8 protein-coding genes are annotated in these 16,954 nt (G+C 61.7%); all 8 read left to right on the forward strand.

Annotation, left to right across the window (positions count from 1 at the left end; all coding sequences use genetic code 11):
* Positions 1-20 precede the first annotated feature (20 nt).
* Positions 21-11,489, forward strand: coding sequence for a hemagglutinin repeat-containing protein (locus YH64_RS04530; protein ID WP_143215245.1), 11,469 nt, complete (start codon positions 21-23; stop codon positions 11,487-11,489).
* Between the two features lies 1 nt (position 11,490).
* A complete protein-coding gene (gene imm45 / locus YH64_RS30735) occupies positions 11,491-11,820 on the forward strand; it encodes an Imm45 family immunity protein (protein ID WP_185975332.1) in 330 nt (109 codons plus the stop codon).
* A 670-nt stretch (positions 11,821-12,490) separates the two neighbouring features.
* Entirely contained in the window at positions 12,491-12,649 is a 159-nt protein-coding gene (locus tag YH64_RS30065; RefSeq protein ID WP_185975333.1) for a hypothetical protein, read from the forward strand.
* Positions 12,650-12,694: 45 nt separating this feature from the next.
* Positions 12,695-13,531 (forward strand): hypothetical protein, encoded by an 837-nt coding sequence (locus tag YH64_RS04545; protein ID WP_143215246.1) that lies wholly within the window; start codon positions 12,695-12,697, stop codon positions 13,529-13,531.
* Positions 13,528-14,742 (forward strand): hypothetical protein, encoded by a 1,215-nt coding sequence (locus YH64_RS04550; RefSeq protein ID WP_046803115.1) that lies wholly within the window; start codon positions 13,528-13,530, stop codon positions 14,740-14,742. Before YH64_RS04545 ends, YH64_RS04550 begins: the two co-directional genes overlap by 4 nt.
* 2 nt (positions 14,743-14,744) lie before the next feature.
* Positions 14,745-15,284 (forward strand): immunity 42 family protein, encoded by a 540-nt coding sequence (locus YH64_RS04555; RefSeq protein ID WP_046803116.1) that lies wholly within the window; start codon positions 14,745-14,747, stop codon positions 15,282-15,284.
* Positions 15,285-15,861: 577 nt separating this feature from the next.
* Complete coding sequence (locus YH64_RS30325; RefSeq protein ID WP_221935889.1) at positions 15,862-16,383, forward strand: hypothetical protein; 522 nt, start codon at positions 15,862-15,864, stop codon at positions 16,381-16,383.
* A gap of 319 nt (positions 16,384-16,702) precedes the next feature.
* On the forward strand, positions 16,703-16,954 hold a 252-nt coding region (locus tag YH64_RS30330), incomplete at its 3' end, for a hypothetical protein (protein WP_221935890.1).

Here is a 16,954-nt window from a genome sequence, read left to right on the forward strand (position 1 = left end):
CGATTGCGAAGGGTGCAAGCGTGGATGCGGAACGCAGCGCGGCCGTCAAGGCGGGGCAAGACATCGCGATTGCCGGCGCGCTGCGCAGCAACGAAGGCAACCGTGTCGAAGCCCGGGGCGCATTGCGCCTGGATGGCGAAACGTCGGCGGCGCAAGGCGCGCTTGAGCTGTTGGCGGGCGGTGATCTGTTGGTCGGCAAGCACGGCAAGGCGGCGGCGGGCGGCACATTGCTAGGCCAAAGCGGCGGCGCGTTGACGGTAGACGGGGCGCTGTCCAGCAGGAATGCACAGAGGTTGACGGCGGCGAGCGACATTGCGATAGGCGGCCAACTGCTGTCCGGCGACACGCTGTCATTGCGCGCCGGTCAAGACCTGGGTATTGGCGCGGCCGCGCAAGTGCAATCCACCACGACCACAACGCTGAACGCCGGCCGCGATGCGAATCTGGCGGGCACGGCAGTCAGTGATGGTTCCATGGCGATGCACGCGGTGCGCGATCTGAATGTGGACGGCGCAGCGCTGGCCTACGGGGGCGCACTTGAGCTCCAGAGCGGCAAGGATCTACGCCTGGGTGCAAGCAGCCAGGCGCAAGGGGTAGGCGTGGCAGTGGCTGCGTCGCGTGACCTTCATACCCAGGGCGAAATTCTTGCCGAAGGCTCCGCGCTGCTGACGGCGGGTGATCGCGCAGTGCTGGGCGGCAAGCTCGCGGCCGATGGCGAACTGACGCTGCGGGCGGCGGGCGCGGCCCAGCTTACCGGCGCATTCGAAGCGACGGGCGGTGCGTCCCTGTCGGGCGGCGAAGAGGTTGCGCTGGCAGGTAGCCTGCGCAGCAACCTAGGCACGCAGGTGGACGCGGCGCGCAAGTTGGATATCACTGGCGCCGTTGGTGCGGTGCAGGGCGCCGTATCCCTGGCGTCCGGCAGCGACCTGTCCATAGGTGCCAGTGGTCACGTGCACGCGGCGGGGCCGGTGGCCTTGCGTGTCGGCGGCGCACTGAGCGCGGCGGGCACGGTGTCGTCCATGGCGGCGCTGACGGCGCAGGTCGCGCGTGACGCCTGGGTAGACGGCAAGCTGTTGGCGGGCGGCAACCTGTTGCTTGATGCCGTCGGCAAGGTGACGGCGAGCGCGGCTGCGCGCTTGCAATCGGAAGGCGCCATCAACGTGTCGGCCGGCAAGGATTTGGCTTTGGCGGGCGAAGCGCTGGCCAACGCCGGCATTACGTTGGACGCAGGCAGCGACTTGCGCATTGATGGCACGGCGCGAGCGTATGACGGCGCACTGGCCATGAGCGCGGGCAACGCGCTGCGGCTGGGCGCGTCCAGCGGCACGCAAGGGGCAGGCATTTCGGCACAGGCGGGCAGTGACCTTCACGCGGCGGGCACGATGGGGTCGCGCGGCGCCATCGATTTGGCTGCGGGCCGCGACGTTCGCGTGGACAGCACCGCGTCGGCAAGCGGCAATATTTCCTTGGCTGCGCGGCACGACTTGAGCATGGGCCAGACGGCGCAGTGGTATGTCGAAGGCGCGTCGCGCGCGACGGCGGGCAACGATATGACGTTGTCCGGCGCGTGGCGTGGCAATGGCGACATAACGCTGGCCGCCGTCGGCGCGTTGACGCTTGATGGCGAACTGGCCGCCAGCGTGGGCGGCCTGGACTTGAGCGCGGGACGAAACCTGTCGGTGGGCGCGTTGGCGCGCATCGCGGCGGCGGGGCCCGCGCGTGCAACAACAGACGGTGACCTGCTGGTGGCCGGCACCGTCAGTTCATTGAACGCGCTGACCTTGCAGGCCGCGCGCAATGCCCGCATCAGCAAGCAGCTTTACGCGGGTGGCGCGCTGGATGTGCGGGCCGGTCACATGCTGACCGTGGCGGGCGGCGCACAGCTTCAGTCCGACAGCGCAATGGCGCTGAAGGCGGGCCAGGATCTGAATATCGTCGGCACGGCGATGTCCGAAGGCAGCATGGCGCTGACGGCCGCGCGCGACCTGCGTGTGGATGGCGATGCGCTGGCCTACGGTGGCACGCTGGCCTTGAAGGGTGGCAACGATGTGCTGCTGGGCTCGGCGAGCCAGCTTCAAGGGCAGGGCGTTCAGGCGCAGTCCGGGCGCGACCTTGCAGCCGGTGGTGTGCTCGTTTCCAAGGGCGATGCGCAATGGCAGGCCGGCCGGGATATCGCGGTCGACGGCAAGGTTGGCGTGGACGGTTCGCTGGATCTGGTCGCCAAGAACGACGTGCGCGTCGGTGCGACCGGGCAGCTTGAAGCGTCCGCCAACGCGCGTATCCAGGCAGCGGGTGCCGCAACGATCGCGGGCGCGGTGCGCGGCGATCACGGCGCGTTGATACAGAGCGGCGGCGCGATGGCCGTCACGGGCACCACGGCATCGGCCAAGGGGCCGTTGCAGTTGATTGCGGGACAAGACCTGGGCCTGTCATCCGACAGCCAGACGCTGGCGGGTGGCGCATTGCTGGTACGCGCGGGCGCGTCGCTGATAGCGGCCGGCACGTTGTCATCGCTGGCCGATGCGGTCCTGGATGCCGGCTCCAACATAACGCTGGCGGGCCAGAGTCTGGCGACGGGCGCTATCACCGCAAACGCCGGCGGCGTCTTGGCCGCCTTGGCGGGCTCGCGGTTGCAGGCGGATGGATCTGTCGACGTCCACGCAGACAGCGCGGCGTTCTCGGGCACGCTGGTAGCCGGACAATCGGCGCAGCTGCGCGTACAGCGGGACCTGACGGTGGATGGCACTGTGCTGGCCGACGCGGGCACGCTTACCGCCAGCAGCGGTGCCGACATGGCGCTGGGCAGCGCAAGCGAACTGCAAGCCGGCGGAAAATTGCTGGCGCAGGCGGGCGGGAAGTTACGAGCGGCGGGCACCCTATCCGGTGAAACCGACATCGTCATGCAAGCGGAGTCGGATGCCGAACTGAGCGGCAAGACGGTCGCCAACGGTACGCTTGAAATCAATGCTGGCAGGGATCTGACGGTTGCGGACAAAGCCTTGGCACAGGGCAGCCGCAACTTGCTGCTGACCGCTGGCCAAGACCTGCGCATCGCCGGTACGGCGGGCACGGCAGAGGACGCTGGCAACTTGGGCATGGACGCCAAGGGCGCGGCTGCTGGGGGCGATGCCGCCCAGCGCGCAGACGCCAAGCGTGCAGATACCGAAGGCACGGATACCGAAGGCACAGACCTCGAAGGCACGGGCTCTCGCGGCATCCGCACCAGAAGCGCGGGCGCCAAGAAAGCAGCTACCACCGGCGGCACGTTTAGCGCACAGGCCGGTCGCGATCTGTCCATCACTGACACCGGCACGGTCACCGCGGGCTCCCCCATTGCACTGAAAGCCGCTCGTGATATCAACATCGACGGCATCGCAACAGCCCTTGCGGGCACGTTGCAAGCCGACGCAGGCGCCAAGCTGCAAGTGGGCGCCTTAGGTCGGATGCAAGCATCCGACACCCTTGCCGCAAGCGCAGGCACTGATCTGGATTCCGACGGCGTCATTGCGGCGGGCGGCGGCCTCACGCTGGCAGCGGGCGGTAGCGCCCGATTGGGCGGCGTTGTGGCAGCGTTGGGCGAGCGCGCGGCCGGGGATGCGCAGATCTCCGCGCAACACGACCTGACTATCAAGCAAGGCGGACAAGTCCAGGCCGCCGGTGCGCTAAGCGCGCACGCAGGCCAAGACCTCAGCGCGTTGGGGGCGTTGAGCTCGGTTGCCGACATGGCACTGACTGCCGCGCGCGATGTGCGCGTGGACGGCACCGTGGCTTCCGACGCCAACCTGACGCTGACCGGACGCAACCTGACCGTTGCCGCAACCGGTCTTGCCCAAGCCGGCGGCACGCTTGCCGCCACCGCCCAAGAGGCCGTGCTGGTGGCTGGGCGCATGTTGGCGGGGCATTCGCAATCGTTGATCGCGGGTAACGCCCTGACGGTGCAAGGCACGGTTGCCGCGTTGAACGGGGACCTGACGATGACCTCGCGCCAAGGCGACGTGGCGTTGGACGCGGCATCGACCGTGCAGTCCAGCGGCATGTTGACGGCCGATGCCGGCGCTGCGCTGCGCGCCCAGGGTTCGCTGGCCGCAGGCCAAGGCATGACCTTGCGCGCAGGCACGGATGCCGCGCTGGGTGGCGTCACCGCCACGCAGGCGGGCGACTTGAACGCCTTCGCCGCGCTCAACATGACCGTTGCGGCAGACGGCCGCCTTCAATCCGCCGGCGCGCTGACCCTGAAAGCGGGCGGCACACTGGCCAACGCGGGCGTGGTGTCGGCCAATGACGGCGCCAGTGTCAGCGCCGGCGCCGCGTTGCTGAACCAGGGTTCCGTCCTGGCAGGCGGCGACCTGCTCGTCACCACACCGGGCGTGCTCGACAACGCGGGCCGATTGGTCGCCGGCATGGACCGCGAAGGCGCCCTTAACCAGCCGGGCAGCCTCACGCTGAAGGCCGGCCACATCGTTCATCGCGGCACCAGCCTGGCCGGCAAGGACCTGACGCTTGCCGCAGGCAACCTGGACCTTGCGCATGGCGCGCTGTCCGCAGTGGGCAACGTCACGCTGGTCACGCCGGGAGACATCGACGCCCGTCAGGCCGTCGTACAGGGCGGCGGCGTGGAAATCTCGGCCGCCAACCTGAACAACCAGGCAGGCAAACTGACCTCGACCGGCGCGGCCAGCCTGACGCTGGCGGGCACGCTGGACAACACCGACGGGCTTATCGCCGCGGCGGGGGACTTGAACATCGCCGCCACCACGGTCGTCAACCGCGAGGGCACGCTGGCGGGCGGCAATCTTGTACTGAAAGCCAGTGCCAGCGTCGACAACCGCGCCGGTTTGATCCAGGCCGATAACGCACTGACGCTGACGTCAGGGTCGCTGGATAACAGCGCCACGCTTGCGGTGGCGGGCGGAGCACCGAAGGGCGTGCTGGGCAAGGTGGTTGCCATCGTGGCGGACCGCGTCGACAACCAAGGCGGATCCATCCAGGCGCGGCAGGATCTGACCCTGACCACGCGGGAACTGGATAACCAGGGCGGTGAGGTGGCCGCGCAAGGCAACGCCCGCATCGTGGCCGACACCTTGAAGAATGGCCAGGGCAAGCTGCTGGCGGGCAACAGCCTGACCGTCATCGCGCAGGTCTTGCATGGCCTGGGCACGCTGCAATCAGCGGGCGATCTCAGCTTTCAGTATGCGGGCGCGTTGAACCAGACGGGCGACCTGTCCAGCGGTCGCGATTTGAACCTGTCGCTGGGCGGGGCGCTGGATAACAGCGCCACCATCAGCGCTGGGCGCGACCTGAGCATCCAGGCGGATTCGCTGGTCAACCATGCCACCGGCCAACTTTTGGCGGGCGGCGGCAACACCCTTAACGTCACGCACGGCCTGACGAACGCGGGCCTGATCGACGGCGCCATCACGCGCATCAACGCCGGCCGCGTGGACAACCTGGCCCGCATCTACGGCGACAAGGTCGCGATTCAGACCCACACGCTGGTCAACAGCGCCGGGGTAGGCGGGGGCGCGGTCATCGCGTCCCGTGGCGCCATGGACCTGGGCGTGGCTTCACTGGTGAATCGCGATCACGCGCTGATCTACGCCGGTGCGGACCTTTCCATTGGCGGCGCGCTGGATGCCGGCGGCAACGCGGCGGGGTACGCGGGGTCGTTGTTGAACTCGGGCGCCACCATCGAAGCGGCGGGCAACGCCGGCATTTCCGCGGCGTCGTTGTTGAACCAGAACGCCGGCTATAGCAGCCAGACGGTAGTGGTGTCGTCCCAGCCCAAGGTGTACTTCACCCCGGCGGGCAGCACCGACATGTACGACGCCGAGACCAACTGGCTATGTGACGAGGTCACCCCTCAGTGCAGCAAGGACCCGGCTTGGCTGGACGACGATCCCGAGCGCATGTTCCTGCTGCCGTCCGACAAATATCCGGCGGCGCGCTACGGCCCGCCGTTCGACTACACCCCGGGCGGAAAGCGCAAGCCCGGTGTCAGCTCGCCGATCGCGTTGGCTTATACCCCGGCCGACGTCGCTTGCAGCGGCGGCGACGCGGGCGGCGGATGCTGGGACGTGCCCGAATGGTTCGGCTATGGTTCCGATGCGCGCATATGGTCGATATTCGGCATCACCCCGCCGTCGGGTTCCGTACCGATTTGGATCCCTCCGGAAGCGCCATGCTTTAGCAACAGCCCGGCGTGCCTTGCCGAAGGCGCTCGCCGCAAGGCGTATGAAGCCGCGCATGCCGCGTACACGGAGCCCTACAAGATCCTGGACGCCCGCATCCGCGAATTCAACGCCGATTTCCGCAACCGCCTGGTCGGCACGCTGACCTACTACCAAGTCAACGAAACCGTCACCGAAACGCGCACGCTGTCGTCGGACCCGGGCAAGATCCTGTCCGGTGGCGCGATGACGCTGGCCGGTTCCGTTACCAACGACAAGAGTCAGATCGCCGCTGGCGGCGCGCTGCACGTGGCGGGACCCGCCATCCACAACATCGGCGCGGGCGGCCAGCGCACCGTTGTGCGCGAGGGCACGGCCACGGTCTCGCAGGCGCGGTCCAAGGACCGCAAGGAATACTCCTCCGGCTACACGGCCACCCTGGCCGGTCAAGCCATCGAGCTTCCCGTGGGAACCTCGGGCGGACACACCAACGTCGCGTTGGCCGGATCGGCGCCGGGCAACACGGGTATCGGCAAGCCGGGCCCAGTGCTGGTCGCCAGCCTGGAGCTGCCCGGCGGCACGGTGGTGCGCACCGTTTCCAACCCCGCCAGCATTCCCGACAACCAGCTGTTCACCGTAGACAAGCGCCCCGATGCGCCGTACCTCGTCGCGACGGACCCGCGCTTTATCGGCCAACGGCCCACGGTATCCAGCGACTACCTGTTCGATCTGCTGCGCCAGCCCGACGCATTGCCGGGCACCACGGTCGCGGGCGGGGCGGGCGCGGGCGCCGGGCTTGCCGGCCCGCGCCCTGACAAGCCTGCTGACGCCGATCGTGTGCACGTTGCCATCGGCAATGGCGCCGTCGCGCAGCAAGCAGCGGCGGGCCCTGCCGTGGGCGCAGGTTCCGGCGTGGACGCGCAGCGTCTGCAATCCCCGGCTGCCACCAACGTCGGTAACGCCGCGCTGGACGGCGGCGGCACCATTGCCGGCAACGCCGTGCCAGGCGGCAAGACGCTGTCCGGCGCGCGGCTGCCCGGCTGGGACGCCCTGTTGCCCCCCGGCGCCAAGTTCCTGACGCCCTCGGGCCAACCCAAGCGTCTGGGCGATGGCTTCTACGAGCAAAAGTTCGTATCCGACCAAATCCTGTCCACGACTGGACTACGGTTCCTGGACCGCTTCGGCGACAACGACAGCCAATACAAGGCCCTGATGGCGGAAGGCGCCAAGTTCGCGCGGGTCAACAACGTCCAGCTCGGCGTGGCGCTGACCGATGAGCAACAACGCCGGCTGACCAGCGATCTTGTGTGGCTGGTCGAACAAACCGTCACCCTGCCGGACGGCAGCACCGACACCGTGCTGGTGCCCAAGGTCTACCTGGTTGTGCGCAAAGGCGACCTGAAGGGCGACGGCACATTGATGGCCGGCCGCGACGTCAAGCTTGCGGCGGACGGCGACATCGTCAACAGCGGCACGATCGGCGCACGCCATGCCACGGTGATGAGCGCGTCGAATATCGTCAACCGGGCGGGTGGTTTGGTGCAGGGGGCGGTCGTGGATCTGGCCGCGCGCGAAGACCTGACCAACCTAGCCTCGCTGATTCAGGGCGATTCCGTCACGCTGAAGGCGGGGCGCGACATCGCGCTGGCCTCGACGGCGGCGTCTGAGAACTTCGGCAACACCTGGGGCTCGCACGTCACGGGCGTGGCTCGCGTGGATGCCGGTGACCTGAATATGCGAGCCGGTCGCGACATCAGTCTGACCGCCGCGCAAGTCAACGCGGAGCGCAATGCCGGGTTGCAAGCCGGCCGCGACATCAATCTGAGCACTGTGACGGAACGCCATGGCGAGTCCATCGTCATCAACAAGAAAAACCGTCATGACCTGAGCACCGGCAAAGAGATCGGTTCGTCGATTGCCGCAGGCGGCAATCTGACGTTGATCGCGGGGCAAGACGTGAACGCGCGCGCCGCCGACGTCACCGCCGACAAAAAGTTGGCGGTGGGCGCTGGGCGCGACATCAATCTGACGGCCGGGGTGGAGTCTGGCTCGGCATACGACGAGCTTCACTATAAAAAGCGCGGCTTCCTGTCGTCCAAGACCACGCACATCATCAAGTCGGCCGATTGGGAGCAGGCCAAGGGCTCGACCTTCACCGGCGACACCGCCCTACTGATGGCCGGGCGCGACTTGAGCGTGGCGGGTTCGAACGTTGGCGCGCAGAACGACCTGGTGATGTCGGCCGACCGCGACGTCAACATTCTGGCCGGCCAGAACGCCGAGGACGGCTACGACTACAAGGTGGTCAAGAAGTCAGGCTTTGGCGCCATGGGCGGTTTGAGCTATGGCACCAGCAAGCAGACGGATTCGCTTGATAGCAAGAAGGTTTTCCACAACGCCAGCACCGTCGGAAGCGTCGAAGGCGATGTGCTGATCAACGCTGGCAGCGCTCTCAATATCAAGGGCAGCAACGTCATCGCACGCCAGGGCGACATCACGCTGATCGGCAAGGAAGTCAACATCGGCGCGGCGCTGGACACCACGAAAGAGAAGGAATTTCATGAGATCAAGCAGACGGGGTTGAGCATTAATGCCAACACGCCTTTGGTCGACGCGATGCAGACCGCGGGAAGAATGGGGGATGCAGCAGGGAAGACCGATAACAAGGTCATGCAAGGACTGGCTTTGGCGACGACCGGTCTTGCTGCGGTCAACGCCTATGACGCTGTCGCGGCCGATCCCAGGAGCGCTGGCGGCGTGAGTGTCAGTATTAACTTTGGCGTGAGCAAGAGCCAAAGCACGACAGATCGCGCGTCGTCTTCCGTTTTGGGATCTACCGTGGCGGCGGGCCAAGACCTGACCATCGTCGCCAAGGGGGCCGGCTCTGCGTCCGGCGTCACCGTCACAGGTTCACGCCTGTCAGCAGGGAACAATGCCATCATCAAAGCAGATGGCGACATTCTGCTGCAAGCTGCGCAGAACACCTTTGAGCAGCACACGAAAAACAAGAGCTACAGCGGTAGCGTCGGCATTGGCGTCTCAGCGAACAGCGAAGATGGTATTGGCGTGATGCTGAACCTTAGTGCCGGTGGTGGCCGAGGGCGCGCAGACGGCAAAGACGCTAATTGGACGTATACCGATGTCACTGCTGGCAACGTGCTGGCATTGCAATCGGGCGGGGATACCTCGCTGATCGGCGCGATAGCAAGCGCCGATCAGATCATCGCCTCGGTCGGCAAGAATCTTCAAATTGAGACTCTGCAAGATGCCAGCACCTACGTTTCCAAGCAGCAAAGTGCTGGCGTCCAAGCAAGTATCTGCATCTACGGCTACTGCAAAAGCTCCGTCTCCGGCAACGTCTCGCAAGGCCGGATGGACAGCAATTTCCAATCCGCCACACAGCAGGCGGGGATGAAGGCGGGTGACGGCGGTTTTCTGGTCAACGTTGGCCAGAACACCACGTTAACTGGTGGCGTCATATCGAGCAGTGAACAGGCTGTGGCGAACGGTCTGAATCAACTGTCCACCGGCACGCTTGTCGTCAAAGACTTACAGAACACGGCGCGCTACAAGGCAGATCAGGTCGCATTGAGCGGCGGATATAGCTGGGGCGGCAGCGGGGAAGGAGACGCTAAGAAGGGCGATGTCGGGACGAACTCGAAAGGCCAGGCGGCTGGCGGCGCGGACAAAGTGCCTGGTACGAGCTTACCGACTAATAGCAGTGGAGCTTCCGTTGGTCTGCCGGTGGTTGTCGCGGCTTCTGGGAATGCCAATTCGACTACACACAGCGCCATCAGCGGCAGCAGCGTAGTCATTCGTGATGGCGCTGGGCAAATTGCCCTGACCGGCAAGACGGCGGCGGAGACGATCGCGGCGTTGAACCGGGATACGTCCGATACGTTGAATGCGCTGAAGCCGATTTTTGACAGGGAGAAGATCGAAGCGGGGTTTGAGATTGCGTCGGAGGCCCAGCGGCAGGTGGGGCAGTTTCTGACGAATCGGGCGAAGGAAATTGATGCGCTGAAGGCACGTGCAAAGGATCAGACGCTGTCTCAGGCTGAACGGGATCTAGCTGCTGCAGATGCGAAGACGCTGGAAGGGCAGTGGGGGCCGTCGGGCTCACATCGCCGGTGGATAACCGCAGCAATTGGTGCTTTCAGTGGAAACGTGACCGGCGCTACAGGCGAGTTCGTGCAGTCGACTGTCGTGAACTATCTGCAGGGACGGGCCGCCTCCGAGGTCAAGTGGCTTGTCTCTCATCTGGGAGAAGGGGCAGGTGCGGAATCGGCACGTGCAGCACTGCATGCGATCGTGGGCTGCGCGGGCGCGGCCGGCAAAGGGAGCGAATGCGGTGCCGGTGCGCTGGGTGCGGGAGCGGGCTCGGTATTGAACTCACTGCTAGGCGGGGATGCGTCCAACCTGAGCTCCGAAGAGCAAGAGCGACACAGCAATCTGATTCAGACCCTTGTCGCGGGAATTGCGCAGGTTGCCCACGTTAGCGGCGCTGAGGCGGTGTTCGCCGCGGAAAACGAGACTGTCCACAACGCGCTGTTGGTATCGGAAGAGCAAGCGCGGCTGAAGGAACTGGCACAGTGCCAAGACAAGGCATGCGAGGCATCGGTCACCAAGAAGTACGGCGAGATATCGTCAGAGCGGCGTCGCGAGGCATTGGAGTGCGAAGGAAAGGTTTGCGTTCAGAAGGCGCAAGAATTCGGACAATTGCTATCGGACTACGCGGAAAGAAGTGGCGAGTTGGAGGAGAAGCTTCGCGGGCCGGTTGGGTTGACTGCGCTAGAGATGAAGGAATACGTCGCGCTTGGTTCCATTGAGCTATTGATGGTTGGGGTGCGCAATACCGCGATCAAACGCGCGATTGAAAGCGGAGGGGCAGACGCCAAGAAATTGGCATGGGATAGCATCGCTGAAGCCGGGGTGTCGGGTGCGGCGACGGCGGTTGGCGCGGTGGGGGTCCGGCCGGCGAAGGTGGGGGCAAAGGGTGCGCTGCCTGGGGGAAAGACTGCCGAAGAATTTGAACAATCCATAGTTAACTTGCCGCCGGGCGAGAGAGTGGCTCACATCAAGAGCATGGTAGCTAGCGTAGCGAAAGCGAATGGAATGATTAAGGACAACAAGCTGAGCAAACTTAATGGACGTGATGTCTATAAGGCTCGGGATGGAAATCTGTACGCGGTAGATACGCAGCACGGACGCTTTGAGGTTGTTAATGCTAAAAATGGTAAACATCTAGGCGAGGTCAACTTCGAGTTTAGGGAAACATCGGCAGCGGACAAGGCGGGTGGGCATAATTTAAAGGTTAATTAATATGATCGAAAAAGTGAAGCTCGTAGAATCTACAGAAGATTCTTTGTGGCGGGGTAATATACTTAGTCTGCCAGCAAAATATCCGTATGAAGATTTCGTGGACTTTATGGTCTTTGAAACTAAGGATCGAGATAGGCCATATGGATTGATTGTTACCTCTGGCTATAAGGCCGGGCTAGTCCTGGTCCATTTGCCTGCGGAAAGCTCCGCATTAGGAAGAGGGGTTGATCGAATATGGCTAGTTTCAAATTGGAATGCTTGGATTTATCCCGATTGTGATGTATCTAGCGTTTATCTGATCGATGGATACAGATCTGCATGCCTTTTTTGATTTTTAAAAGTTTGGTTGGTTGTTTGTCGGTCTTGTAATTTTCTCGCTATCCACGACGCGAGATTGCACGGGCGGTGAGTAATTTTGCACGTTTTAATAGGCGCAAAAGAAACTTTTAATGACGGACCCAGGGCTTAAAGGGGATATCAAAAGGCGGTATAACGAAGCGGAAAAATGGGGTGTGACGGCGCAAATCGGTTTGGACTAGCCGTCTAATCAGATTCCGCTGGGCGGAGCGTTACGGAGGTGCGGGGGAATGCCTCGGTTAACCCTCTCTCTGATCTTCTATTAGCCAATTTCTACTTGACAGGGGTGCTTACGATGCCAACGGAAAAGTTATCCGCCTGTTGGGGCCATCGAAACCATGAGTCATTTATCCTCTTTGATTAGCAGCCCTCCAGATCGAGAAAATCCGGTGTTCGAAATATGGTTGGGAACTGACCAGCTAGCTGAAGTATCCCACGAGCCTGATAGACCCGTGGAAATAGAAATATACCCGCCTGCCGAAGGCGGGAAGTGGAGTTTTGAACTTGACGAGCTAATGTCTCTATTGAGTCAGGCGGTTAAGTCATTAAAGTAGCGGTGATTTAAATGGTGCAGAAAGGTCGGCTCGTTCGATTCGTCTAGCCAGGTCAGCAATGGCTTTTTACTTGGTGCCGTGGGCGATATCGTGATCGGTGCCACCGGCAACAGCTCGCGCGCTGCCTCGGGCCTTGCACGGGATGGCGACGTCCTGATTTCCGGATCCAGCCTGCGCGCCCAGGGCGGTGTCGTGCTGGACAGCCAGCGCAATATCTCCGTCGTCGGCTCCGACAACTGTCAGACCTAGACCAGCGAGGAGTCGAGCAAGAGCACCAGCTTCGAGTTGGGTGGCATGAGCCTGGGCGACATCGGACGGGCAATCGATGGCGGTCCAAACTCCAGCGGAGTCAAGTTGGTCCCCAACGGCAGCGAGTCGGTGAAGTCCAATGAGGGGTCCTCGGGTACCGGGCAGACGTCCTCGCTAATCACTGGCAAGAGCGTCCACCTGACCAGCCGCGACGTCGAAAACCGCGCCAGCTACGAAGTCCATTCAGCTGGGCGGAGGCGTGAGCTTTGGCGGCGGCAAGGATGCCGACAAAAGCGGCGGGAAGGACGGCGACAAGGACCAGAGCAATATCGGCACCGACGGCAAGGGAAGGTCGCAGGCGGAAGCAAGGCGACGCCGAACTCGAAGTTGGCCAGCGCGCACGGTATCAGCATGGGCGTGCCCGTCGTCATGGGCGCCAGCGGCCAGTCCAGCTCCACCACGCTCAGCGGTATCAGCGGCGGAACGGTCGTCATTCGCGACGAAGCGGGGCAGAAGGCGCAGACAGGACGAACGGCGGCCGAGGTGATCGCCGGACTGAACCGCGACACCACGGGTACGTTGAACAGCCTGGATCCGATTTTTAACGAGAAGGAGATTCGGGCCGGGTTCGAGATCGTGGGGGAAGCTGGCCGGCAGGTGGGGCAGTTTTTGACGAATCGGGCGAAGGAGGCTGATGCGCTGAAGAAGGAGATGGATGCTGAGCCTGAGGGTTCGCGCAAAAGGCAGCTTGCTGCGCAACATGCCGAAGCCGCTAAATGGGCGCCCAATGGCCAGTATCGTTTGATCGCTACGGCAATAGGCGCGGCTGCGGGTGGCAACGTCACCGGGGAGCGACTCAGTTTGTTCAATCGGCAGCCGTGAACTATCTGCAAGGTCTGGGCGCGTCGAAGATCAAGGATCTTTCGGGCAGTGTGGGCGGGGAAGGGTCCCCCGGGCATATCGCGCTGCATGCAGTGCTTGCCTGCTCGGGCGCCGCTGCTCAGGGTGCGAACTGCGGAGCCGGCGCGGTAGGTGCCTCGGCCAGCATCGTGGTCAGCAGCCTCCTGCAAAAGATCTCGGGCAAAGACTCGGAGATGCTCGGTGCCGAGGATAAGGACCAACGCGCCAACCAGTTGGTTTCGATCATCGCGGGCATTGCTGGCGCGCTATCGCCGGAACAAGCGGCGACGATTGCGAATGCTGCTCGTCTCGAAGCGGAAAACAATACGCTTCGGGATCACACGCAGGTTCATTCGGCGAGGTTCGACGAGAAGGTGAAGGCCTTAGCGGACTGCGTGGGAGAACGGTCATGCCAGACCGCTGCGGGCCACTTTGAAGGCTGGATTCGGGTTATTGAGGAGCGAGATCTTCCCGCCTGCGGGGGAGTTGGGATCTGCATTCAAAACAGGCTCGCCGAGCGGGACGCCTATACGGCGGGGCTGGCAACGGCTATCGGCAGATTGAAGGATCCGCTGATAGCGGGCATGGATTTGCTGGATGCGCGCAATAAGGGTCTCTATGATCGTTTGACGCTGAAAGACGCGTTGGTTCGTTTTCAGTCGGGGACGCCAGACTACACGAGCGAGGCAGATCGGTTCGTCGTCGAGGCGATGATGTCGTCACCGGTGGTGTTTGCGGCGGTTAGAGGGTTATCGGCGCTAGATAGTGACGGTGGTGGTGGCGGTGGGGCGTTGGCCGTGCGGCCGGGGAAGGGAGCGGCGAATAGTTTGGCCGCGAATCAAGGTAAGGGTAAGGGGAGCCCAATTCCTGTGCCCGAGCCTACGGTTGCCTCTAACGGTCTGGTATACAAGTCAAACCCGAAACATACGCCGGGGCAGGAAGGGAATAGACTAAACGCGGGCGTGGAACCTCGAGATTCGATTGCATTGTTTGGTGTCTCCATTTTGCCTTCGCCGGGCGGTAAACATCGTTATTCCCTAGATGGAAAGGGCGGGGTGCGTAGATTTTCCTTTGGTAATGACGGCTCTTGGCATTGGTCCGGCAGCACCGCAGATAAATTCAATCCAATCGCGAAATCTATTATTCCTGCTGATGTGAAGCGTAAATTTGGCCTGCCAGGAAAATGGAGGTAATTATGATATTTGGCGATCCATACAAGTTTGCAGTGCTAGTTGAACATATACCTGAATGGAGTGGGCACGGTTTTAAAAACGGGCTATTTCATTATTTTATAGATGGCGAAATGTTCCCGGATAAGATTGTCACAGCTACTTTAAATGTGGAGTCCGTATTTTTGGACGATGGGAACTCCCTCGTATCTTTCCCCGAGAACGGCGAGCTCTTTGAAGCTCCTAAGGAAGATGCCTTCAAAGCCATGTTGGCCATGATCTCGCCCGAGTTGGTGGATGCAAATGCCGAAGTGCCAGAGGAATTCGAGTCGTCCTACATCTATCTCGCAGCGACCCCTACCAGCACAGATGCGGGTTTCTATTTTTTTTGTGTCACGTACGGAGATTTTGTACGCATTGTTGGCGCAAGAATACACTCGAAAAAGCAGGACATGTTTGGAAGCTGGTACTGGGAGACCGAGCAGGTATTGCACGTCCAAGAGGTTTTTTTAAAAAAAGAGCAAGTTCGGGAAGTAATTGACCAAGTAATTAACTACTGCCAGTAGTTTGTCTCGTATCCGGCGCATGTAATTGAGTGTGCAAGTGCGCTAAACCGCAGCATAAAATCAGGAATGGGGGGCGGCATTGCGGTCCGGGGTGGCAGGCTACACGAGTGAGGTATATCGCTTGGCTTTGGCTTAAACGGCTTCGTTGTTCGAGCTAAATTTGTCGGCCCCTGGAAGCCACTGCCATGATCAGACTAAGACTAATGAGCGAATATTTGGCGGGACCGTTATTTTGTCCAGAGCCAGATAAAATGGGGCACGTTGATGTTGATGATTTGCCCCTTTCTCAAGAGTTGAAAGCTCGAATTAATGAGTGGGACAGTAGGTATCAGGCAACATTCAACAGTGATTATCCACCCGACTCTCGTTTTTTTTCTCGCGTAAGGCAGAAATTCAGCACGCAGTCGAGGGAGTAAAGCTGGCTAAATCAATACAACAAGAACTAGAGGGCAGTTATACAGTGGAGTATTGGCCACACCCGGTAATTAGCTAGTGCAAAAGGCGCAGGCGCCTTTGCTACTGCAGGTGAAAGCAAGCGACGCCGAACTCGAAGCTGCCCAGCGCTAACGGCATCAGCATGGGCGTGCCCGTCGTCATGGGCGCCAGCGGCCAGTCCAGCTCCACCACGCTCAGCGGTATCAGCGGCGGAACGGTCGTCATTCGCGACGAGGCGCGGCAGAAGGCGCAGACAGGGCAAACGGCGGCCGAGATGATCGCCGGACTGAACCGCGACACCACTGACACGTTGAACAGCCTGGATCCGATTTTTAATGAGAAGGAGATTCAGGCCGGGTTCGAGATCGTGGGGGAAGCCGGCCGGCAGGTGCTATTCGCTGCACAATTACCGGATTGGCTGGTGGCGTGCTTCCGCATTGCTCTACTTGGCGAGATATACCCTAATATCAGAGCCATTGCCGTCGGATATCATGATAGTGGTTTTGTTTTAATTAGGTACTATCTTCATCATCAGCCCACAGATTTTGATTTGGAGAGCCTGGAAGTTGTGGCTACAAATCTAGATGCTCTGGGGGGAAAGAAAGGGCTATCAAAAAAATTGATATCGAATGCGTGTGCGCGGCGGGTTCTAAACGAGATTTAGAGCCGATAAGTGGATTTGTATACTCTAGGAGAGAATGCTGCCAGTAGAAAATTTCGTTTCTGCGCGGTGAAAATGTCGTCAGAGAGTAGTGGCCGCGTTATTCGATGTTGTTAGCGGTCTTGGCTGGGTTGATAGTTCTGGTGGACGTATCGGGCTTTCTGGTTGCGGGCAGGAACGCGATTAGCAATACAGTGATCGGCATGCTCTGCCGGCCATTGGTGAAAAGTACTATTCCGAGTACGTCGTCACGGCAGGGATCCCTATTGACATCTACTCTTGTGGCGGCGGGTGGAGCCACCCAAATGCAATTGGCGTATCTATGTATAGCTCGGTATTCGGCGATGCGATTACTGCGGTTCTTGAGGCAGGAAAGGACTATGAGACGCTTTATCGGCATCCGAGTGCGATCTTGCGTGAGCTTGTCGTTGTGAATGGGTTGGTACGTACCAAGCCCGTCGCCGTGAAGAAATACAAGGATGCGAAAACGTCAACGTGGACAGGACTCCGCTTCCGATCGGAGGGAACTCGTAAGGCATTTCAGAAAAGCTTGGCCGCCAGTCAACGCGCACGA

Source organism: Achromobacter sp. LC458 (genome assembly GCF_001005835.2).
Classification (GTDB): Bacteria; Pseudomonadota; Gammaproteobacteria; order Burkholderiales; family Burkholderiaceae_B; genus Achromobacter; species Achromobacter spanius_B.

Excerpts from the sequence above, each read along its gene's own strand:
- imm45 (WP_185975332.1), top strand. The coding sequence starts at position 11,491 with ATGATCGAAAAAGTGAAGCTCGTAGAATCTACAGAAGATTCTTTGTGG.
- YH64_RS04545 (WP_143215246.1), top strand. The coding sequence starts at position 12,695 with ATGAGCCTGGGCGACATCGGACGGGCAATCGATGGCGGTCCAAACTCC.
- YH64_RS04555 (WP_046803116.1), top strand. The coding sequence starts at position 14,745 with ATGATATTTGGCGATCCATACAAGTTTGCAGTGCTAGTTGAACATATA.
- YH64_RS30325 (WP_221935889.1), top strand. The coding sequence starts at position 15,862 with ATGGGCGTGCCCGTCGTCATGGGCGCCAGCGGCCAGTCCAGCTCCACC.